Below are 19,681 nucleotides of genomic sequence, written 5' to 3'. Positions count from 1 at the left end.
CCCGCCACGGCCCCCCCCCCGATTCTTATCTGGGTCCGGGGGGGGGGCCCCCCCGCGGGGGGCCCCGCCCCCCCCCGCCGGCCCCCCCCCGCGGCCCCGCCCCCCCCCCCCCCCCCCCCCACGGCTCCGGGAACTCCTCAGCGAACGGCGAGTCACCGAACGGCGAGTCAGCGAACGGCGAGCGGCTGCGCGGCCGGGCCGACCGGCGCCGGCAGCGCACCGGCACCACCCAGGTAACCGTGGATCGCGGCGGCCGCCGCGCGCCCCTCGGCGATGGCCCACACGATCAGCGAGGCGCCCCGGTGCATGTCCCCGGCCACGAACACGCCGTCGGCGTCGGTCTGCCAGTCGTCCCGGGCGTCGACGGCGCCCCGCGGGTTGCGGGTCACCCCGAACTGCTCCAGCAGCGGCTGCTGCTCGGTGCCCTCGAAACCGATCGCCAACAGCACCAGGTCCGCCGGAAGCTCCCGCTCGGAGCCCGAAACGACGGTGACCATCCGCCGGCCGTCGCGCTTCTCGACGGTCACCTCGGCGATCCGCACCGCGCGCACCTGACCGGTGCCGTCGTCCACGAACTCCTGCACGGCCACGGCGAAGACCCGCTCGCCACCCTCCTCGTGCGCCGGGTAGCTGCGCAGGATCCACGGCCAGGTCGGCCACGGGTCCCGGGCCTCGTCGCGCTCGTGCGGCGGCTGCGGGTACAGGTCGAGCTGGTGTACGCCGGCGGCGCCCTGCCGGTGGGCGACGCCGAGGCAGTCGGCCGCCGTGTCCCCGCCACCGATGATCACCACGTGCTTGCCGGCCGCGTCGATCGGGGTGCCGTCCGGCAGCACCGCGCGGGCCGCCCGACCCTCGCCGGTGACCGCCACGCCAGGCCCGCCGCCGGCCGCCGTGGCGACCGCGCGATTCGCCGCGACCAGGTGCGCCATCGCCTGGTGTACGCCCCGCAGCGCCCGCCCCGGGGTCTCCGGGGTGTCCCGGCCCTGCAAGGCCCCGCAGGCCAGCAGCACCGCGTCGTGCTCGGCGCGCAACTGCTCGGCGGTGACGTCGAGGCCGACGTTCACGCCGGTGCGGAAGCGCACCCCCTCGGCGGCGAGCTGCGCCAACCGGGCGTCGATGTGCCGCTTCTCCAACTTGAAGTCGGGGATGCCGTACCGGAGGAGGCCGCCGATCGCGTCGTCGCGCTCGTACACCGTCACGGCGTGACCGGCGCGGGCCAGTTGCTGGGCGGCGGCCAGGCCGGCGGGCCCGGAACCGACCACGGCGACCGACCGGCCCGACGGCGCCGGCACCGGGCGCGGGATGAACCCGCGCGCCGCGGCCGCGTCGGCGATCTCCACCTCGACCTGCTTGATGGTGACCGGCTGGCCGCCGGCGATACCCAGCACGCAGGCCGCCTCGCAGGGCGCCGGGCAGAGCCGGCCGGTGAACTCCGGGAAGTTGTTGGTGGCGTGCAACGACTCCACCGCGGCGTCCCAGTTGCCGGTGCGGACCAGGTCGTTCCAGTCCGGGATGCGATTGCCCAGCGGGCAGCCGTCGTGGCAGAACGGGATGCCACAGTCCATGCATCGCGTGGCCTGCTCGCGGATGAGTTCCTCGCCGGCCGGCGGGTACACCTCCCGCCAGTCGCTGATCCGCACCGGCACCGGGCGGCGGGCCGGCAGCCGCCGGTCGTAGCGCAGGAAACCGTTCGGGTCAGGCACGTGCCACCTCCTGGGCAGCCACCCGCGGGGCGGGCGGCACCGGCATCGCCGGCACAGCGGGCGCGGTCAGTTCTGTCATGACCGCGTCGTCGACGTCGCGGCCGGCTGCTTCGGCGGCCCGCATGATCTCCAGCACCCGGCGGTAGTCGCGGGGTACCACCGCGGTGAACTCGGACACCGCCTCCGGCCAGCGCTTGAGCAGCTCCTCGGCGACCGCCGACCCGGTCTCGGCCACGTGTCGCTGCACCAGTTCGTGCAGCAGCGTCTGCTCCTGCTCGCCCAGCGGCGCCAGGTCGACCAGTTCCGTGTTGACCCGCGCGGTGTCCAACAGGTGCACGAACGCCGTCCCGCCGGACATGCCGGCGGCGAAGTTGCGGCCGGTCGCGCCGAGCACCACCACCGTGCCGCCGGTCATGTACTCGCAGCCGTGGTCGCCGACGCCCTCGACGACGGCGACCGCGCCGGAGTTGCGGACCGCGAACCGCTCCCCCACCCGGCCGCGCAGGAAGACCTCGCCCGCCGTGGCCCCGTACAGGATGGTGTTGCCGGCGATGATCTGATCCTCCGCGCGCTGCCCCGGCTCGGCGTCGGGGTCGAGGAACGGCGCGGCGGCGTCCGGACGGACGATGAGCCGGCCCCCGGAGAGGCCCTTGCCCACGTAGTCGTTGGCGTCGCCGTGCAGACGCAGCGTCACCCCGCGCGGCAGGAACGCGCCGAACGACTGCCCGGCGGTGCCGTGCAGCACGAACTCGACGGTGTCGTCCGGAAGGCCGCCCCCGCCGAAGCGGCGGGTCACCTCGCCGCCGAGCATCGCGCCGACGCTGCGGTGCTCGTTGCGCACCGCGACCTCGACGCGGACCGGCGCGCCCTCGGACAGCGCCGGCCGGGCGAGCGCGATCAGCTCGTTGTCCAGAGCGTGCTCCAGGCCGTGGTCCTGGGCGCGCACCCCGCGGCGGGCAGCGCCGGCGGGCAGTTCCGGCAGGTGCAGGACGGGTGCCAGGTCGAGCCCGTGGGCCTTCCAGTGCGACACCGCCGGGGCCACGTCGAGCAGTTCGGTCTGCCCGATGGCCTCCTCGATGGACCGGAAGCCCAGCTCGGCCAGGTACCCCCGAACCTCCTCGGCGAGGAACAGGAAGAAGTTCTCCACGAACTCCGGCGTGCCCGTGTACCGCTCGCGCAGCACCGGGTTCTGGGTGGCGATGCCGACCGGGCAGGTGTCCAGGTGACAGACCCGCATCATCACGCAGCCCGAGACGATCAGCGGCGCGGTCGCGAAGCCGAACTCCTCCGCGCCGAGCAGCGCCGCGATCAGCACGTCCCGGCCGGTCTTGAGCTGGCCGTCGACCTGCACGGTGACCCGGTCGCGCAGCTTGTTGAGCAGCAGCGTCTGCTGCGCCTCGGCCAGCCCCAGCTCCCACGGGGTGCCGGCGTGCTTGAGCGAGTTCATCGGGGACGCGCCCGTGCCGCCGTCGTGGCCGGAGATCAGGATGACGTCGGCCTTGAGCTTGGCCACACCGGCGGCGACAGTGCCCACACCCACCTCGCTGACCAGCTTGACGTGCACCCGGGCGGCCGGGTTGACGCACTTCAGGTCGTGCACGAGCTGGGCCAGGTCCTCGATGGAGTAGATGTCGTGGTGCGGCGGCGGCGAGATCAGGCCGACGCCGGGAGTGGCGTGCCGGGTCCGGGCGATCCACGGCCAGACCTTGTTGCCGGGCAGCTGGCCGCCCTCGCCGGGCTTCGCGCCCTGGGCCATCTTGATCTGCAGGTCGTCGGCGTTGACGAGGTATTCGCTGGTGACACCGAACCGGCCGCTGGCGATCTGCTTGACCGAGGAGCGCCGCAGCGGGTCGTGCAGCCGATCGACGTCCTCGCCGCCCTCGCCGGTGTTGGACTTGCCGCCGAGGCGGTTCATCGCGATGGCGAGCGTCTCGTGCGCCTCGGCCGAGATCGAGCCGTACGACATGGCGCCGGTGGCGAACCGCTTGACGATCTCGGTGGCCGGCTCGACCTCCTCGATCGGCACCGCCGGGCGGACCCCGGTGCGCAGGGTGAACAGCCCGCGCAGCGAGCCGGCCTGCGCGGCGAGCGCGTCGACCTTGGCCGTGTACTGGCGGAAGACGTCGTACTGCCGGCTGCGGGTGGCGTGCTGGAGCAGGAAGACCGTCTCCGGGTTGAACAGGTGCAGCTCACCCTCGCGGCGCCACTGGTACTCGCCGCCGACCTCCAGCCGGTCGGAGCCGACGGTGCCGGCCGGCGGCCAGGCCAGCGCGTGCCGGGCGGCCACCTCGGCGTGCACACCGGCCAGCCCGACGCCGCCGATCCGGCTCGGGGTGCCCCGGAAGTAGCGGTCGACCAGCCGGGTGTCCAGCCCGACCGCCTCGAAGACCTGCGCACCGCAGTACGACGAGACCGTCGAGATACCCATCTTCGACATGATCTTCAGGACGCCCTTGCCGAGCGCCTTGGCGTAGTTGCGCACCGCGGCCGCGGGCTGCACGCCGGCCAGCGTGCCCGTGGTGATCATGTCCTCCACGGACTCGAACGCCAGGTACGGGTTGACCGCCGCCGCGCCGTACCCGATCAGCACCGCCGCGTGGTGCACCTCTCGGCAGTCGCCGGACTCCACGATCAGCGCCGCCTGGGTGCGGGTCTGCTCCCGCACCAGGTGCTGGTGCACCGCGGCGGTGAGCAGCAGCGACGGGATCGGCGCGAGATCGGCGTTGGAGTCCCGGTCGGAGAGCACCAGGATGCGGACGCCGTCCTCGATGGCCTCGGAGACGTGCCGGCAGATCTCGATCAGTCGCGCCTTGATCCCGGCGGCGCCCTCGCGGATGCGGTACAGCCCGGAGACCCGCACCGCCTTGAAGCCGGGCAGGTCGCCGTCCTCGTCGATGGAGAGGATCTTCGCCAGCTCGTCGTTGTCGATGATCGGGTGCGGCAGCACGATCTGCCGGCAGCTCGCCGCGCCCGGGTCGAGCAGGTTGCCCTCCGGCCCGATCGTCGACGCCAGGCTGGTCACCAGTTCCTCGCGGATGGCGTCCAGCGGCGGGTTGGTGACCTGGGCGAAGAGCTGGTGGAAGTAGTCGTAGAGCAGCCGCGGCCGGGTGGACAGCGGCGAGATCGGGGTGTCCGTGCCCATCGAGCCCAGCGGCTCCGCGCCGGTACGGGCCATCGGCGCGAGCAGGACCTTCAGCTCCTCCTCGGTGTAGCCGAAGGTCTGCTGGCGGCGGCGCACCGAGTCGTGGGTGTAGACGGTGTGCTCACGGGGCGGCAGGTCGTCCAGCTCGATCAGCCCGGCGTGCAGCCACTCGCCGTACGGCTGCGCGGCGGCCAACTCGGACTTGATCTCGTCGTCGTGCACGATCCGCCCGGCCACGGTGTCGACCAGGAACATCCGGCCCGGCTGGAGTCGCCCCTTCGCGACCACGTGAGCGGGGTCGAGGTCGAGCACGCCCGCCTCGGAGCCGAGCACCACGAGGCCGTCGTCGGTCTGCCACCAGCGCCCCGGGCGCAGCCCGTTGCGGTCCAGCACCGCGCCGACGATCTCGCCGTCGGTGAAGGCCACCGACGCCGGACCGTCCCACGGCTCCATGAGGCTGGCGTGAAAGCGGTAGAAGGCACGCTTGGCCGGATCCATCCCGGGGTCGTTCTCCCAGGCCTCGGGGATCATCATGAGGACCGCGTGCGGCAGGCTTCGCCCGGCCAGGTGCAGCAGCTCCAGAACCTCGTCGAAGTTCGCCGAGTCGGAGGCGGCGGGGGTGCAGACCGGGAAGACCCGCCGGATGTTGCCCGGCACGTTCGGCGAGCGCAGGAGCGCCTCGCGGGCCTGCATCCAGTTGCGGTTGCCCCGGATCGTGTTGATCTCGCCGTTGTGGGCGATGAACCGGTACGGGTGCGCCAGCGGCCAGGACGGGAAGGTGTTGGTGGAGAAGCGGGAGTGCACCAGCGCGATCGCGCTCTCCACCCGCTCGTCACGCAGGTCGGGGTAGAACGCCGGCAGCTGGTCGGGCGTCAGCATGCCCTTGTAGACCATGGTGCGGCTGGACAGCGACGGGAAGTACGCCGGCACGCCCCGCTCGGCGGTTTCCCGCTCGGCCTGCTTGCGCAGGCAGAAGGCCACCCGGTCCAGGTCGATGCCGCTCAGGGCGGAACCGGCCGGCCCGGCGGGCGAATCGGTGAGGCGGTGGGCGGCCACGAAGACCTGCCGCACCCGGGGCATGGCCGCCAGGGCGGTGTCGCCGAGCCCCTGCGGCTCGATCGGCACGTCCCGCCAGCCGAGCAGGTCCGCGCCCTCGACCAGCGCGTACTTCTCGACCACCCGGCGGGCACGGGCCTCGGCAGCGTCGTCGTCGGGCAGGAACACCAGGCCCGTGGCGTACTCGCCGGCCGGTGGCAGCGTGACGTCGGCGACCGCGCGCAGGAACGCGTCCGGGACCTGGATCATGATGCCCGCGCCGTCGCCGGTGTTGGGCTCCGCGCCCCGGGCACCCCGGTGGTCCAGGCGGCAGAGCGCACCGAGCCCGTTGGCGACGACCGCGTGGGACCGTCGGCCGTGCATGTCCGCCACGAAGGCCACCCCGCAGGCGTCGTGCTCCTGCGCCGGGTCGTAGAGGCCCTGGGCGGGCGGATGGGGGCCGGGCGTCGGGGACGCCTGCGGGCTGTGCGGGTGCGGCTGTGTCATGTCCGCGTACGGCTGAGCCACCGGGCCTCCTGTCGTCACTCAGGTTGGATCATGGTGGGGACGACGTCGGCCCGTGGGTCTGTTGAGTCTACGTTAGGGCTGGGGGCACAAGGCCACTCAAGATTGATCACACCGTCCAGAGTCTGGGACGTGTAGTCTCGCGCGGTGGATTCGGTGCACAAGGACATCTTCGACCGGTTGGAACGTTTCTACGACGCCGTGCCCCGCGACGTCGCCGGCGCCGAGGAGCACGGCGGGTTGGTGCTGTTCGTCCGCGAGGGTGCCGGTTGGCCGTTCTACGCCCGGCCCCGGATCGGCGCCACCGAGGCGCCGTCCCTGGCCGACGTGAGCTCGGTGCGGGAGCGCCAGCGGGAGCTGGGCCTTCCGGAGGCCTTCGAGTGGGTGCACGAGACGACCCCGGAGCTGCTGGCGGTGGCCCGCTCGGCGGGGCTGAACGTGCTGGAGGCCCCGCTGATGGTCCTCGACGAGACCGCGCTGCCCGACCCGGCGACGCTGTCCGACGTACCGGTGCGGGTTCTGGCGGCGGACTCGCCCGACTTCGCCGCCGACGTGGCCGCCCGGCGGGCGGTGGCGGCCGTGGCGTTCGGTGCCGCCGGCACCGCGACCGGCCCGGCCGGGCCGGCCGAGCGCGACGCGGCGGTCACCGAGTTGGAGCTCGCCGCGCTGGATGAGGAGCGGGCCCGGATCGCCGACGGCCGGCGGATCTCCGCGCTGGCCGGGACGCCGACCGAGGGCGCGCTGGCCAGCGGCATGGCGATGCGGGTGGACGACGTCGCGGAGATCGCCGGGGTAGCCACCCTGCCGGCCGCGCGCCGTCGCGGCATGGGCGCCGCGCTGACCGCCACCCTCGCCCGCGAACTGCTCGCCGCCGGCACCGACCTCGTCTTCCTCTCCGCGGGCAGCGAGGAGATCGCACGGGTCTACCTGCGGGTCGGCTTCCGCCGCATCGGCACCGCCTGCATCGCCGAACCCGCCGCCCTGATCCCCTGAACCGCGCGGTTTCCCAGAGCCACGCGGTTTCCCAGAGCTACGCGGTTTGCAGAGCAACGCGGACGGTCAGGCCGGCGGACGCCACTGCGCCGCGGAGGCGGCGGCGCTGGAGAGCAGCCGCGAGTTGATGGTGCCGAGCGCGGCGTCGCGGGCGCGCAGCGCCAACCGGCCCCGGGTCTGGAGCACCGCCGACATGCGCCGGGTCTGGCGGACCACTGTCGCCGCCCGGGGACGGCGCACCCGGTCGTACGTCTGCACGGCGTCGGGCAGGCGGGCCTCGCGCAGCAGCGAGGCGAGCGTCGCGGCGTCCTCGAAGGCGAGGCAGGCGCCCTGGCCGAGGTGCGGCGGCATGGCGTGCGCCGCGTCGCCGAGCAGCACCACCCCGCCCGGCCCGACTCCGAAGCCGTAGGCGCGGGGCAACGGGCGCAGCTCACGGACCTCCTGCTGCACCAGGTCGCTCGGGTCGGTGGCGTCGAGCAGCGCGGCGATCGGCGCCGGCCAGCCGGCATACCAGCGGCGCAGGAGGGCGAGCTGAGTCTCGGGCGGCTCGGGGCGGGGAGCGCCGGCGGCGGTGGCCACCCAGTAGATGCCACCCCGGCTGGAACCGCCCGAGGAGCCACGCTCGCCCAGCGAGGCGGCCACGAACCGGTAGCCCGCGCCGAGAACCTCGCCGGCGATCGGCTGGTCGGCGGGCAGCCGGGGCGCCCGGTACCAGGGGATGACAGCCCGCCAGGCCGCGCAGCCGGAGCTGACCACGCCGGACTCGGGGGCCAGTTGGCGACGGATGACGCTGTCCGTGCCGTCCGCGGCGACCACCAGGTCGGCCTCGATGGTGTGCCGTCCGTCGCTCACACCCGGGCGCTCGCCCGGCTCGACGCGAACGTGGCGCACGGTCACCCCGGTCCGCAGCTCGACCCGGTCACCGAGGCCGGCGATCAACGCGTCGTGCAGGTCCTCCCGGTGCACCACCACCGGCATCCGGTCGGCCGGCGTCGGCCGGGGTTGCACCAGCCAGTGCCCGTCCGGGCGGCGGACCCCACCGTCGGGCAGCGGGGTGGCGATGGCGGCCAGACCGGCGCCGAGGCCGAGGGCCTGCAACGCGCGGACGCCGTTGGGCCAGAGCACCACGGCGGTCGGCTCGGGGCGGACCCGCTCGGCGCGGTCCAGCAGGGTGACCTGCCAACCGGACCGGGCCAGCGCGCCGGCGACCGCGAGGCCTCCGACCCCGGCGCCGACCACCACCGCGCTTCGCATCGGTGCCGCCCCCGCTCAGCTGTCCCGGTCGGCGGGGCGTACGCCGGCGGCGTCGGCCCGGTCCTCGTCGCGCGCCTCGCGCGGGTCATCCGCCGGCCCGTCGGCGCGGGCGCTGGCTGCCTCGTCGTCGGTCGCCTCGTCGTCGAGCGGCTCGGCGCCCTCGGGGCGTACGTCGTCGGCCGCCTCCGGCGGCGCCACGCCGGTGTTCCGCCAGGTGTCGTACTGCTCCTCGCTGACCACCCGGTAACCCTCCGGGGCAGCGGCGCGCGCGCCGGTCTGGCCTTCGGAGACGTCGACCTGGGACAGGTCGGACGTGGTGGGCGGCGTGGGCGTGGCGGCCGGGCCGATCGGGATCAGGTACTCCCGGGGGCCGCGGACCCGCACAAAGTAGATCAACGCGCCGAGGAAGACCAGGGCGGCCGTCCAGACGTTGAGCCGTACGCCGAAGATCTGGTTCGCCTCGTCGGTGCGCATCAGCTCGATCCAGAACCGGCCGGCGGTGTAGCCCATCACGTACAGCGCGAACGCCCGGCCCCGCCCGAGCCGCAACCGCCGGTCCAGGATGAGGACCAGCGCGACCACGCCCAGGTTCCACAGCGCCTCGTAGAGGAACGTCGGGTGGTAGAGGCCGGGTTCGAGGATCGGCTGCCCGGCGTCGTCCCGCAGCGCGTGCCCCGGGTTGTCCGGGTCCATCCGGTGGATCTCCAGGCCCCACGGCAGCGTCGTGCGGCCACCGAACAGCTCGTTGTTGAACCAGTTGCCGAGCCGCCCGACGGCCTGGGCCAGCGGCAGCCCGGGCGCGAGCGCGTCGGCCACCACGCTGAACGGGATGCCCAGCTGGCGGGCGGCGATCCACACGCCGATGGCCCCACCGGCGACGGCGCCCCAGATGCCGAGACCGCCCTCCCAGATGGCGAACGCCTTCATCGGCTCGCCACCGGCGCCGAAGTACTTCTCCGGAGAGGTGATCACGTGGTAGATCCGGGCGCCGATGATGCCGGTCGGCACCGCCCACACGGCGATGTCGAGCACCGCGCCGGGCGCGACGCCGCGCTGACGCAGACGGCGTTCGGTCACCCAGCAGGCCAGCACGATGCCGGCGATGATGCACAGCGCGTACGCCCGGATCGGGACCGGCCCGAGCTGCCATACCGCGGTGCTGGGACTGGGCAGGGCCGCCTGGGGGGACAGCGAGGCGATGGTCACGGGTGCACACGCTACCGCTGCGCACCCCCGCAGCGGCACCCCGGGCCGCCGTGCGCGGATCCCGATGACTTCTGGTTTGCGCCGCCGTACGCTCTTTGTCCATGAGCGCGCTCACCTGGGCGGTCGCCGCGGTCGTCACCGACGCCGCCGGCCGGGTGCTGCTCTGCCGCCAGGGCCGGGGCCAGCGCCGGTACGCGTTGCCCGGCGGCCGGCTGCGCCCGGCGGAGAGCCCGGTGCGGGCGGCGCTGCGCGACATCCGCGCCGAGACCGGCTGGGAGATCGACCTGGTCGACCTGGTGGGCGTCTACCACCTCGACGGCCCGACGACGCACACGCGAGCCGGGCGGGCCGGCCCGCTGCCGGACATCCTGGTGCACGTGTTCCGCGCGCGTGTCGCCGAGGGCCGGCCGAGTGCCGACCCGCCGCCGGGCTGCCGGCTGTCCTGGCACGCCCCCGGGGTGCTGCCCGAGGCCGTCACCCCGCTCACCCGGGCGGCCGTCACCGACGGGCTCGCCGGCCGCTCCGGCGTCCTGCGCCGCGTCTCCTGGGCGCTCGACGCCGTCACCCCCACGCCGCCGGGCCGCCCCACCGGGGAGGGCCAACCTGCCACGCAGGCCCGGCCGATCGCGGATCGCGATGAGCGGTCGGGGGCCGGTCAGCCGCCGGAGCAACGCGGCGAGCCGGCAGCGGACCCGTCCCTACTGCCCTGACTCCGCACTGCCGGCAACCGCACTGCCGGACGCCGCACTCACCGCGGCCCGGGCCAGCGGGGGTCACGGGTCGTTGATGCCCGCGCCCTGGGGAGCGCACGCGCCGCAGAGCCGTATACCTGTGAGTCATAAACATGACTCACAGGTATACGTCTCTTCAGCGAAAGGCAGGCCCGGCGCTCATGCCGTCCGTCGCACCGGCCGGCCGAACGAAACCACCGGCCAGCCGAACGGGACCAGCGGTGCAGCGCCCAGCGGCCCGAAGGGCCGGCGTCCGGGCCCGGGGGCCGAGGTCAGCGCGCGGGGTTGCGGACGCCCTCGGCGAGTTCGGCGCTGAGGGTGCGCAGCGCGGCCAGCCCCTCGGCCTCCGAGGAGGCGTCGAGCACACAACGGACGAGCGCGCTGCCGACGATCACCCCGTCGGCGTACCCGGCGACGGTGCTGGCCTGCGCTCCGGTGCCCACGCCCAGGCCGACACCGACCGGCAGGTCGGTGACCGCGCGAACCCGCGAGACCAACGTGGGGGCGGCGTCGGAGGTCCGCGCCCGAGCGCCGGTCACCCCCATCACGGCGGTGGCGTAGACGAAGCCCCGGCAGTTGTCCACGGTCATCGCCACCCGGGCGTCGGTGGACGACGGCGACACCAGGAAGGTGCGGTCCAGGCCGTGCGCGTCCGAGGCGGCCAGCCACTCGGCAGCCTCGTCGGGGATGAGGTCCGGCGTGATCAGGCCGGTGCCGCCGGCGGCGGCGAGGTCGCGGGCGAACACGTCCACGCCGTACCGCTCGATGGGGTTCCAGTAGGTCATCGTGACGACTGGCGCGCCGGTCGCCGCGACCGCCTCGATGATGCGCAGCGTGTCGGACGTCCGGACGCCGCCGGCCAGCGCGATGTCGCTGGCCTTCTGGATGACCGGGCCGTCCATCACCGGATCCGAGTACGGAATCTCCACCTCGATGACGTCGACGCCGGCCTCGACCATCGCCGTCATGGCCGCGATGCTGCCCTCGACGGTCGGGAACCCGGCCGGCATACAGCCGACCAGCACGGCCCGCCCGTCGGCCCGGGCCTTGTCGAAGGCCACCCCGATGCGGCTCATCTCAGTGCTCCTTGTCGAGGATGCCGAAGTAGTCCCCGGCGGTGTGCACGTCCTTGTCGCCCCGGCCGGAGAGGTTGACCACGATGGTGGGCTCCCGGCCCAGCTCGGCGGCCAGCTTCGGAGCCAGCGTGACGGTGCCGGCGAGGGCGTGCGCGCTCTCGATCGCCGGGATGATCCCCTCGGTGCGGCAGAGCAGCTCGAACGCGGCCATCGCCTCGGCGTCGGTGACCGGCAGGTAGCTGGCCCGGCCGGTGTCGTGCAGCCAGGCGTGCTCGGGCCCGACGCCCGGGTAGTCCAGGCCCGCGGAGATCGAGTGCGACTCCAGCGTCTGCCCGTCGGCGTCCTGCAGCACGTACGTGCGGGCGCCGTGCAGCACGCCCGCCGACCCGCCGGTGATGCTCGCGGCGTGCCGACTGGTGGTCACCCCGTCGCCGCCGGCCTCGAAGCCGTAGAGCCGCACGTCCTCGTCGGGCACGAAGGCGTGGAAGATGCCCAGCGCGTTGGAGCCGCCGCCGACGCAGGCGGTGACGGCGTCCGGCAGCGCGCCGGTCAGGTCGAGGCACTGCTGGCGGGCCTCGTCACCGATGCCCCGGACGAAGTCACGGACCATCGCCGGGAACGGGTGCGGCCCGGCGGCGGTGCCGATCAGGTAGTGGGTCTCGTCGACGTTCGCCACCCAGTCGCGCATCGCCTCGTTCATCGCGTCCTTGAGGGTGCGCGAACCGGTGGTGACCGGGACGACGGTGGCGCCGAGCATCCGCATCCGGGCCACGTTGAGCGCCTGCCGCTCGGTGTCGACCTCGCCCATGTAGACCACGCACTCGAGGTCGAACAGGGCGGCGGCGGTCGCGGTGGCGACGCCGTGCTGGCCCGCCCCGGTCTCGGCGATCACCCGGGTCTTGCCCATCCGCTTGGTGAGCAGTGCCTGGCCGAGCACGTTGCGGACCTTGTGGGCGCCGGTGTGGTTGAGGTCCTCACGCTTGAGCAGCACCCGCGCGCCGACCTTCGCGGAGAACCGCCGGGCCTCGTAGAGCAGCGACGGCGTGCCCGCGTAGTCGCGCAGCAGCGCCCCGAACTCGGCCCGGAAGGACTCGTCCGCGATCGCCGTACGCCACGCCCCGTCGAGCTCGTCGAGCGCGGCCACCAGGGCCTCGGGCACGAACCGACCGCCGAAGCGGCCGAAGTGGCCGGCGGAGTCGGGCTGCGAGCCGGCCACCGGGGCCAGCGCATCGGCGCTCATCGGAAATCCTCTCGGTGGGGCGTGACACCGGCGCGGGTCAGCGCACCGGCCGGGGCGTCGCCGGGTGGTTGCCGGCGTTGACCAGTTCGGCCACCGCCTCGCGTGGGCTCTTCTGGGTGACCAGGCCCTCGCCGACGAGAACCGCGTCCGCGCCCGCGGAGGCGTACCGGATCAGGTCGTGCGGTCCGCGGACGCCGGACTCGGCGATCTTGACGACGCTGCTGGGCAGGCCCGGCGCGATCCGCTCGAACACCGACCGATCCACCTGAAGGGTACGCAGGTCACGGGCGTTGACCCCGATCACCTGGGCACCGGCCTCCAGGGCGCGGTCGGCCTCCTCCTCGTCGTGGACCTCGACCAGCGCGGTCATGCCCAGCGACTCGATCCGCTCCAGCAGGCCCATCAGCACGTTCTGCTCCAGGGCGGCCACGATCAGCAGGACCAGGTCGGCGCCGTGCGCGCGCGCCTCGTGCACCTGGTAGCTGGAGACCACGAAGTCCTTGCGCAGCACGGGCACGGTGACCGCGGCCCGGACGGCGGCCAGGTCGTCCAGCGACCCGCCGAACCAGCGCCCCTCGGTCAGCACGCTGATCGCCCGCGCCCCGCCCGCCGCGTAGTCGACGGCGAGATCGGCCGGATCGGCGATCTCGGCCAGCCGGCCCTTCGACGGCGAGGAGCGCTTGACCTCGGCGATGACCGCCACGCCGGGCTTACGCAACGCAGCGTAGGCGTCCAGCGGCGGCGGCGCCGCCGCGGCCAGCTCACGGATCCGTTCCAACGGAACCTGTTCCTGGCGTCGGGCGACGTCCTCGCGCACGCCAGCCAGAATCTCGTCGAGCACGCTTACGGACGCTGCCTGACCGGCCTCGTCCCCCTCCGCGTGCGCATGCTCAGCAGTCACCAACGGACTCCCCTCTCCGGGTGTCATGGGCCGATGCTAGGGGCAGCCGACCGACGCCGGGAGCCGGGGGTATGGCGCTGCTCACGAAAAGGGCTGCGGCATAATGGCCGACTTGCCGTGAACGGGATGTCACGCAGCGCCACCTCCGGTATCGACCGCCGTCATACGACGGGGGCCCGGCGGCCCCGGTCGAACCGGGCCGACCCATCGATCATGCCACCGCTTCCGGCTCGCCGCCCGACGACAACGACACCGGTCGATGCTGTGAGCAAGCTCAAGGCCGAACGGCCGGTGCCAGATCGCGGGCATGGCGGGACAGTTGACCGGGCGGTCACCCCGGCGAAACGTCAGCCGGCCAGCATCGTCCTCGGGCAGACTCGATGACGCGCCTGCCCGACCGTCGCCAACTCCTCGTGCGGGGTGACCAATGAGCATTGCCGAGTCGAACCCGAGCATCGGACTGACCACCATCTCCCGGACCGTGGCGTCACTCGCCGTCGGCGTGGTGCACACCCTGGAGCGGGCCGTCGTCGGCGAGGGCCGGATGCGCACGGCACGCGGCAACGCCTGGGAGGCGGTCTGCGCCGACCGGGCCCGCGCCGACCGACGCGCCGAACTGGACCGCCTGGTGGCCGAACTGACCGCCGCCCGCGCCGTCTCCGCCCGCCCGCAGCGGGAGCGTCAGCCGGTCGGCTGATCAGCCGGCCGTCGGGTCCTCGCCCCGGTCCAACGCGTCCCACGCCTCGGTGGTCCGCCGCCCGGCCATCCGGCCCGGTGGGGCGACCGTCGTGGGCGCACTCTCCGTGACGGTCCACGTCGGCCGCTCGTACCGGGCGCCCATCGCCGGCCACACGTCGCCCCGCAGCGCCGTCCACCCGCCGCCCACGGCGGCGAGCAGACCGCCGAGCAGGCAGAGCGCAGGCCACTGCCGGCTCACCACGCCGTCGAGATCGGCGACCAACCCGTAACCACCACCGGCCGCCACCGCCAGGCCCAGAACGCCCAGCAGCACGCCCAGCAGCCGCCGCACCCAACCCCGGGTGGCCAGCACCGCGCCACCGCCGGCCAGCGTGACCAGCGCCAGCGCCGGCAGCCACGGCAGCAGGGCGGCCCCGCTGCGGGCCTCGCGAACCGGCGGCAGCGGCGCCGGCCGCGCGGTCAGCTCGACCGACCAGCCCCGGGTCGCCGCCCACAGCGCCAGGCCCGCGCCCGCCAGGCAGAGCAGCATGGCGTACGTCAACTGACGCCGACCCCCCGCGCTCACCGAGCCGACCTCTCGTTCGCGACTGCGGGGCTCCGCTGCGCTGCACTCCTCGCGCTCACCGAGCCGCCCTCAGCGTTTCCGCCGCGGCGATCGCGGCCAGCACGGCGGCGGCCTTGTCGCGGGTCTCCTGCTCCTCGGCGGCCGGATCCGAGTCGGCGACCACCCCCGCGCCGGCCTGCACGTAGGCGCGGCCGGCACGGATCAGCGCGGTCCGGATGGCGATCGCCATGTCCAGGTCACCACCGAAGCCGAAGTAGCCGACCGTGCCGCCGTAGAGACCGCGGCGGACCGGCTCCAACTCCTCGATGATCTCCATGGCCCGCACCTTGGGCGCCCCGGAGAGCGTCCCGGCCGGGAAGGTCGCGGCGAGCGCGTCGAACGCGGAACAGTCGTCACGCAGCGTGCCGGTCACGGTGGAGACGATGTGCATCACGTGGCTGTACCGCTCGATGGTCGCGAACTCGGGCACCTGGACGCTGCCCGGCTCGCAGACCCGGCCCAGGTCGTTGCGGCCCAGGTCGACGAGCATCACGTGCTCGGCGCGCTCCTTGGGGTCGGCGAGCAGCTCGGCGGCGAGCCCGGCGTCCGCCGTCGCGGTGGCACCGCGTGGCCGGGTGCCCGCGATCGGATGCAGCAGCGCCCGGCGCCGCCCGTCCGCACCGGCGGTGACCTTCAGGTGCGCCTCCGGCGACGAGCCGACGATGTCGAACCCGTCGAAGCGCAGCAGGTACATGTACGGGCTGGGGTTGCTGGTGCGCAGCACCCGGTAGACGTCCAGCGGATCGGCGTGCGTCGCCCGCTCGAAGCGCTGGGACAGCACGATCTGGAAGCACTCGCCCGCCCGGATCGCCTCCTTGGCGGCCTCCACCGCCTTCAGGTAGCCACCCTCGGGCGTACGACAGAGAACCTCGTCGGCCGGTGGACGCTCGACCGTGGAGATCATCGGTGGGATGGGTCGGGACAGCGCCGTGGTCATCGCGTCGAGGCGGCCCACCGCGTGGTGGTACGCGGCGGTGACCTGCGCGTCGCGGCCCGGGGTGTCCAGCGGCGGCAGCACCGCGTTGGCGACCAGGATCGCCGAGCCGTCGTAGTGGTCGAGGACCACCAGGTCGGTGGCGAGCATCATGCCCAGCTCGGGCACGCCCAGGTCGTTCTCGGTCAGCTCGGGCAGCCGCTCGAAGCGGCGGACGAGGTCGTAGCCGAGGTAGCCGACCATGCCCCCGGTCAGCGGGGGCAGACCGTCGGACGGGTCCCCGAGCGGGCCGGCGAGCGCCACGACGGTGTCCCGCAGCACGCGCACCGGGTCGCCGTCGGTGGGCAGCCCGGCGGGCGGCTGGCCGAGCCAGGTCGCCACCCCGTCCCGCTCGATGAGGGTCGCGCTGCTGCGCACGCCGATGAACGAGTACCGCGACCAGGCCATGCCCGCCGAGCCGACGCCCTGCTCGGCCGACTCGAGCAGGAACGTGCCGGGCCCGCCGGCGAGCTTGCGGTAGACACCCACCGGGGTCTCGGCGTCGGCCAGCAGGCGTCGGGTGACCGGCACCACGCGCCAGCGGGCAGCCACGTCGGTGAAGGTGGCCAGGTCGGGGCTCACCGCGCCGTCGGTCATGTGCCGGCCCCCGTCACCGGCAGCTCGGTGAAGAAGCAGGTCCGGTGCCCGGTGTGGCAGGCCGCGCCGACCTGGTCGACGCTGACCAGCAGCGCGTCGCCGTCGCAGTCCAGCGCGACGGAGCGCACGTACTGGTGGTGGCCGGAGGTGGCGCCCTTGACCCAGTACTCCCGGCGGCTGCGCGACCAGTAGGTGGCCCGGCCGGTGGTGAGGGTGCGGTGCAGCGCCTCGTCGTCCATCCAGGCGACCATCAGCACCTCGCCGGAGTCGTGGGCGCGCACCACGGCGGCGACCAGACCGTCGGCGGTGCGGCGCAGCCGGGCCGCGATGGCCGGGTCGAGCCGGGTCGGACGGGCCGGCGTCGACGCCGCCGGGCCGCTCGGATCGCTGGGGACGCCGGTCACCGGCGCGTCAGGTACGGGCACAGTTACCCATTGTCCTGCACGCGGCGCGGGCACCGGCGACGACTCCCGCCGAGGGTTCGGCGGGTGGCCCACGGGCCGGGCGAGCTGGGCCACGTAGCGGTCCAGCCGGCCGTCGACCAGGGCGTCGGCCAGGTCGGCGCCGGCCGTGTCGGCGATCTCCCCGGCGTACGGGCGGATCAACGGCAGGATCCCGGCGACCAGCCGTACGGCGGCGGCCCAGAGCTGCCCGGTGCCGCCCGGACGCAGCCCGAGGCAGAGCAGCATGTCGTCGCGGTAGCCGGCGGGGGCGACCGGCAGCTCCAGGGCCGCCGCGAACGCCGCCCGCCGGGACGACACCCGTACCGACGGGTTCGCCGGGCGCAGCACCGACGGGCAGAGCCGGGCGAGGTCCGCCACGGCGAGCCGGACCCCGAGGCGGTCGGCGGCGGCCCGGGCGGCGGCGGCCTTGCCGAGCATGGCGATCAGCTCCTCCAGCCGGGGTGGCCCGGCGGGCTGGCAGAGCACCGGCAGGTCGATCCGGGGCCGCCAGTGCGGGTCGGCCCAGAGCAGCCGGGCCGGCGCGGTGACCGGCAGCCCGAACGCCCAGTCGGCCGGTTCGCCGAGCCGGTGCACCCAGGAGCGGACGTCGCGGGCGGCCACCGAGACGTGGGTGACCCGGCCGGCGGTCTCGGCCAGGTACGCGCGGCGGGCAGCGTACGGGGAGCCGCCGACCAGCACGTCGAGGTCGACGTCGCTGTGCGCGGTGGCGGCCCGTCGGGCGTGACTGCCGCGCAGCAGGATGCCGACGACCGGCCGCTCAGCGGCGTCCCGCAACCGCGCGGCCCAGTCCTCAAGAAATCCGCTGTGCGGTAACGGAGCGTGACCCACGGCGTCATCGTGCCGTACGCCCGATCAGTACGCAATGCCCGTTGCCGGACCTGCTGTCCGGTCCGAAGCCTACTGCCCGTTGTGATGCTGGGCGCGACGGCGGGCGGTGTCGGGGAAGCGGGCTGTTGCGCGGACGGAGATATCTCATCTAGCGTTGAGTTCAACAGACGATGAGTTTCTCGGAGGTGCGTGATGGACGACGCGATAACCGTCCGCGACCTGGTGGTCGACCGGGGCGGACGGCGGGTGCTGGACGGCATCAGCTGCGCCGTTCCGCGCGGCGCCGTCACCGGCCTGCTGGGCCCCAGCGGCAGCGGCAAGACCACGTTCATGAGGGCGGTGGTCGGCGTGCAGCTGGTCAGCGCGGGGACGGTCACCGTGCTGGGCCAGCCGGCGGGCGCCCCGGAGCTGCGCAACCGGGTGGGCTACCTCACCCAGGCGCCGAGCGTCTACGCCGACCTGACCGTCCGGGAGAACGCCCGGTACTTCGCGGCCCTGTACGGCCGTGGTCGTGCCGAGGCCGACGAGGCGGTCAGCGCGGTCGGTCTGGCCGAGGCGGCCGGTCAACTGGTCGCCACCCTCTCCGGTGGTCAGCGCAGCCGCGCCTCGCTGGCCTGCGCCCTGGTCGGCGACCCGGAGCTGGTCATCCTCGACGAGCCGACCGTCGGTCAGGACCCGGTGCTGCGGGCCGACCTGTGGGCCCGGTTCCACGCCATGGCCGCCGCCGGCACCACCCTGCTGGTGTCCAGTCACGTCATGGACGAGGCGGCCCGCTGCGACCGGCTGCTGCTGATCCGCCAGGGGCGGCTGATCGCCGACGACAGCCCGGCCGCGATCCGCGCCGCCGCCGGCGTGGACGACCTCGACGAGGCGTTCCTGCGACTGATCAAGGCCGGCGCCACGGACGCGCCGGCCGGACGGGAGGCATCGTGAACCCGCGGATCCTGGCGGCCACCACCGGCCGCATCCTGCGTCAGCTCCGGCACGACCGGCGCACCATCGCGCTGCTCGTGCTGGTGCCGGCCGTCCTGCTCACCCTGGTCTACTTCATGTACGTCGACCAGCCGACCCCGCCGGGGCAGCCGTCGACGTTCGACCGGATCGCCCTGGTGATGCTGGGCATTTTCCCCTTCGTGATCATGTTCCTCGTCACCAGCATCGCGATGCTGCGGGAACGCACCTCCGGCACCCTGGAACGGCTGCTCACCACCCCGCTGGGCAAGCTCGACCTGCTCTTCGGGTACGGCATCGCGTTCGGGCTGGCCGCCGCCGTACAGGCCGCGGTCGCCGCCGGTGTGGCGTACTGGATCTTCGATCTCCGGACCGTCGGAAGCAGCGGTCTGGTGATCGGGATCGCGGTGCTCGACGCGGTGCTCGGCGTCGCCCTCGGCCTGCTGTGCAGCGCCTTCGCCCGCACCGAGTTCCAGGCAGTACAGTTTCTGCCGGTCGTGGTGGTCCCCCAGCTGCTGCTCTGTGGACTGTTCGTGGCCCGCGACCAGATGGCCGGCTGGCTCCAGGCGCTCAGTGACGCCTTCCCCCTGTCGTACGCCATCGAGGCGTTGCAGGAAGTCGGCGCCAACGCCGAGCCGACCGGCACGATGTGGCGGGACGTGGGCGTGGTGCTCGGCGCGGTGGTGCTGGCGCTGGTGCTCGCGGCGGCGACCCTGCGCCGGCGCACCGGCTGACCGACCGGCGGCGACCCGCGCCCCG

At 74.1% G+C, this 19,681-nt stretch carries 15 protein-coding genes and 1 pseudogene; 5 read left to right on the top strand and 11 right to left on the bottom strand.

The genetic code is table 11. From position 1 onward, the window contains the following. Nucleotides 1-167 precede the first annotated feature (167 nt). Both ACFYPR_RS11405 and gltB read right to left on the bottom strand, forming a co-directional pair. Complete coding sequence (locus ACFYPR_RS11405; RefSeq protein WP_387259666.1) at nucleotides 168-1,703, bottom strand: glutamate synthase subunit beta; 1,536 nt, start codon at nucleotides 1,701-1,703, stop codon at nucleotides 168-170. Further along, entirely contained in the window at nucleotides 1,696-6,387 is a 4,692-nt protein-coding gene (gltB, locus tag ACFYPR_RS11400) for a glutamate synthase large subunit (protein ID WP_387259995.1), read from the bottom strand. The genes ACFYPR_RS11405 and gltB overlap by 8 nt, the downstream gene beginning before the upstream one ends. A gap of 174 nt (nucleotides 6,388-6,561) precedes the next feature. On the opposite strand from gltB, the gene ACFYPR_RS11395 reads away from it, so the two are divergent. Next, entirely contained in the window at nucleotides 6,562-7,398 is an 837-nt protein-coding gene (locus ACFYPR_RS11395) for a GNAT family N-acetyltransferase (protein ID WP_355135382.1), read from the top strand. Nucleotides 7,399-7,464: 66 nt separating this feature from the next. Here the strand turns inward: ACFYPR_RS11395 and ACFYPR_RS11390 are convergent, their stop codons facing one another. Beyond that, nucleotides 7,465-8,652, bottom strand: coding sequence for an FAD-dependent monooxygenase (locus ACFYPR_RS11390; RefSeq protein ID WP_234587996.1), 1,188 nt, complete (start codon nucleotides 8,650-8,652; stop codon nucleotides 7,465-7,467). Nucleotides 8,653-8,667: 15 nt separating this feature from the next. Next, complete coding sequence (lgt, locus tag ACFYPR_RS11385; RefSeq protein WP_355067202.1) at nucleotides 8,668-9,858, bottom strand: prolipoprotein diacylglyceryl transferase; 1,191 nt, start codon at nucleotides 9,856-9,858, stop codon at nucleotides 8,668-8,670. 101 nt (nucleotides 9,859-9,959) lie between these two features. Here lgt and ACFYPR_RS11380 point away from each other — a divergent pair, with 101 nt between their 5' ends. Continuing rightward, a complete protein-coding gene (locus ACFYPR_RS11380; RefSeq protein ID WP_387259663.1) occupies nucleotides 9,960-10,568 on the top strand; it encodes an NUDIX hydrolase in 609 nt (202 codons plus the stop codon). A 293-nt stretch (nucleotides 10,569-10,861) separates the two neighbouring features. Here ACFYPR_RS11380 and trpA read toward each other — a convergent pair whose 3' ends face one another. From trpA to trpC, 3 genes are read right to left on the bottom strand one after another with little or no spacing between them, the layout of a single operon-like run. Next, nucleotides 10,862-11,665, bottom strand: coding sequence for a tryptophan synthase subunit alpha (gene trpA / locus ACFYPR_RS11375; RefSeq protein WP_354856177.1), 804 nt, complete (start codon nucleotides 11,663-11,665; stop codon nucleotides 10,862-10,864). A 1-nt stretch (nucleotide 11,666) separates the two neighbouring features. Next, nucleotides 11,667-12,905, bottom strand: coding sequence for a tryptophan synthase subunit beta (gene trpB / locus ACFYPR_RS11370; protein ID WP_354856176.1), 1,239 nt, complete (start codon nucleotides 12,903-12,905; stop codon nucleotides 11,667-11,669). 37 nt (nucleotides 12,906-12,942) lie between these two features. Then, the gene (trpC, locus tag ACFYPR_RS11365; protein WP_039906616.1) at nucleotides 12,943-13,746 is read right to left on the bottom strand and encodes an indole-3-glycerol phosphate synthase TrpC; all 804 of its coding nucleotides are present in this window, start codon (nucleotides 13,744-13,746) and stop codon (nucleotides 12,943-12,945) included. Nucleotides 13,747-14,233: 487 nt separating this feature from the next. Between trpC and ACFYPR_RS11360 the strand changes: the two genes are divergently transcribed. Further along, a complete protein-coding gene (locus tag ACFYPR_RS11360; RefSeq protein WP_354856175.1) occupies nucleotides 14,234-14,503 on the top strand; it encodes a hypothetical protein in 270 nt (89 codons plus the stop codon). Here ACFYPR_RS11360 and ACFYPR_RS11355 read toward each other — a convergent pair whose 3' ends face one another. The 4 genes and pseudogenes from ACFYPR_RS11355 to ACFYPR_RS11340 form a co-directional block, all read right to left on the bottom strand. Beyond that, nucleotides 14,504-15,070, bottom strand: coding sequence for a Trp biosynthesis-associated membrane protein (locus ACFYPR_RS11355; RefSeq protein ID WP_387259660.1), 567 nt, complete (start codon nucleotides 15,068-15,070; stop codon nucleotides 14,504-14,506). It lies immediately after the preceding gene. Between the two features lie 55 nt (nucleotides 15,071-15,125). Continuing rightward, nucleotides 15,126-16,679: an anthranilate synthase component I gene (locus ACFYPR_RS11350; RefSeq protein WP_355067207.1), complete on the bottom strand. Its 1,554-nt coding sequence runs from the start codon at nucleotides 16,677-16,679 to the stop codon at nucleotides 15,126-15,128. Next, on the bottom strand, nucleotides 16,676-17,104 hold the full coding sequence (gene hisI / locus ACFYPR_RS11345) for a phosphoribosyl-AMP cyclohydrolase (protein ID WP_355067229.1): 429 nt from the start codon (nucleotides 17,102-17,104) through the stop codon (nucleotides 16,676-16,678). Before hisI ends, ACFYPR_RS11350 begins: the two co-directional genes overlap by 4 nt. A gap of 180 nt (nucleotides 17,105-17,284) precedes the next feature. Continuing rightward, nucleotides 17,285-17,608: pseudogene (locus ACFYPR_RS11340) on the bottom strand (phosphoribosyl-AMP cyclohydrolase); the annotation flags it as partial. A gap of 555 nt (nucleotides 17,609-18,163) precedes the next feature. On the opposite strand from ACFYPR_RS11340, the gene ACFYPR_RS11335 reads away from it, so the two are divergent. Further along, nucleotides 18,164-18,904 (top strand): ABC transporter ATP-binding protein, encoded by a 741-nt coding sequence (locus ACFYPR_RS11335; protein ID WP_354856172.1) that lies wholly within the window; start codon nucleotides 18,164-18,166, stop codon nucleotides 18,902-18,904. After that, nucleotides 18,901-19,656 carry an ABC transporter permease gene (locus tag ACFYPR_RS11330; RefSeq protein ID WP_354856171.1) on the top strand — a complete coding sequence of 252 codons (756 nt, stop codon included), beginning with the start codon at nucleotides 18,901-18,903 and terminating at the stop codon, nucleotides 19,654-19,656. The genes ACFYPR_RS11335 and ACFYPR_RS11330 overlap by 4 nt, the downstream gene beginning before the upstream one ends. Nucleotides 19,657-19,681 lie beyond the last annotated feature (25 nt).

This window comes from Micromonospora sp. NPDC005254 (genome assembly GCF_042872525.1).
In the GTDB taxonomy this organism is placed as follows: Bacteria; Actinomycetota; Actinomycetes; order Mycobacteriales; family Micromonosporaceae; genus Micromonospora.
The sequence above is the reverse complement of the archived record's forward strand: the minus strand, read 5'-3'. Positions and strand labels throughout refer to the sequence as shown.

What these genes read in the sequence shown, in the direction of transcription:
- ACFYPR_RS11360 (WP_354856175.1), top strand. Translation starts at nt 14,234, where the DNA reads ATGAGCATTGCCGAGTCGAACCCGAGCATCGGACTGACCACCATCTCC.
- ACFYPR_RS11335 (WP_354856172.1), top strand. Translation starts at nt 18,164, where the DNA reads ATGGACGACGCGATAACCGTCCGCGACCTGGTGGTCGACCGGGGCGGA.
- ACFYPR_RS11390 (WP_234587996.1), bottom strand. Translation starts at nt 8,652, where the DNA reads ATGCGAAGCGCGGTGGTGGTCGGCGCCGGGGTCGGAGGCCTCGCGGTC.
- trpA (WP_354856177.1), bottom strand. Translation starts at nt 11,665, where the DNA reads ATGAGCCGCATCGGGGTGGCCTTCGACAAGGCCCGGGCCGACGGGCGG.
- ACFYPR_RS11350 (WP_355067207.1), bottom strand. Translation starts at nt 16,679, where the DNA reads ATGACCGACGGCGCGGTGAGCCCCGACCTGGCCACCTTCACCGACGTG.
- trpB (WP_354856176.1), bottom strand. Translation starts at nt 12,905, where the DNA reads ATGAGCGCCGATGCGCTGGCCCCGGTGGCCGGCTCGCAGCCCGACTCC.
- ACFYPR_RS11380 (WP_387259663.1), top strand. Translation starts at nt 9,960, where the DNA reads ATGAGCGCGCTCACCTGGGCGGTCGCCGCGGTCGTCACCGACGCCGCC.
- gltB (WP_387259995.1), bottom strand. Translation starts at nt 6,387, where the DNA reads ATGACACAGCCGCACCCGCACAGCCCGCAGGCGTCCCCGACGCCCGGC.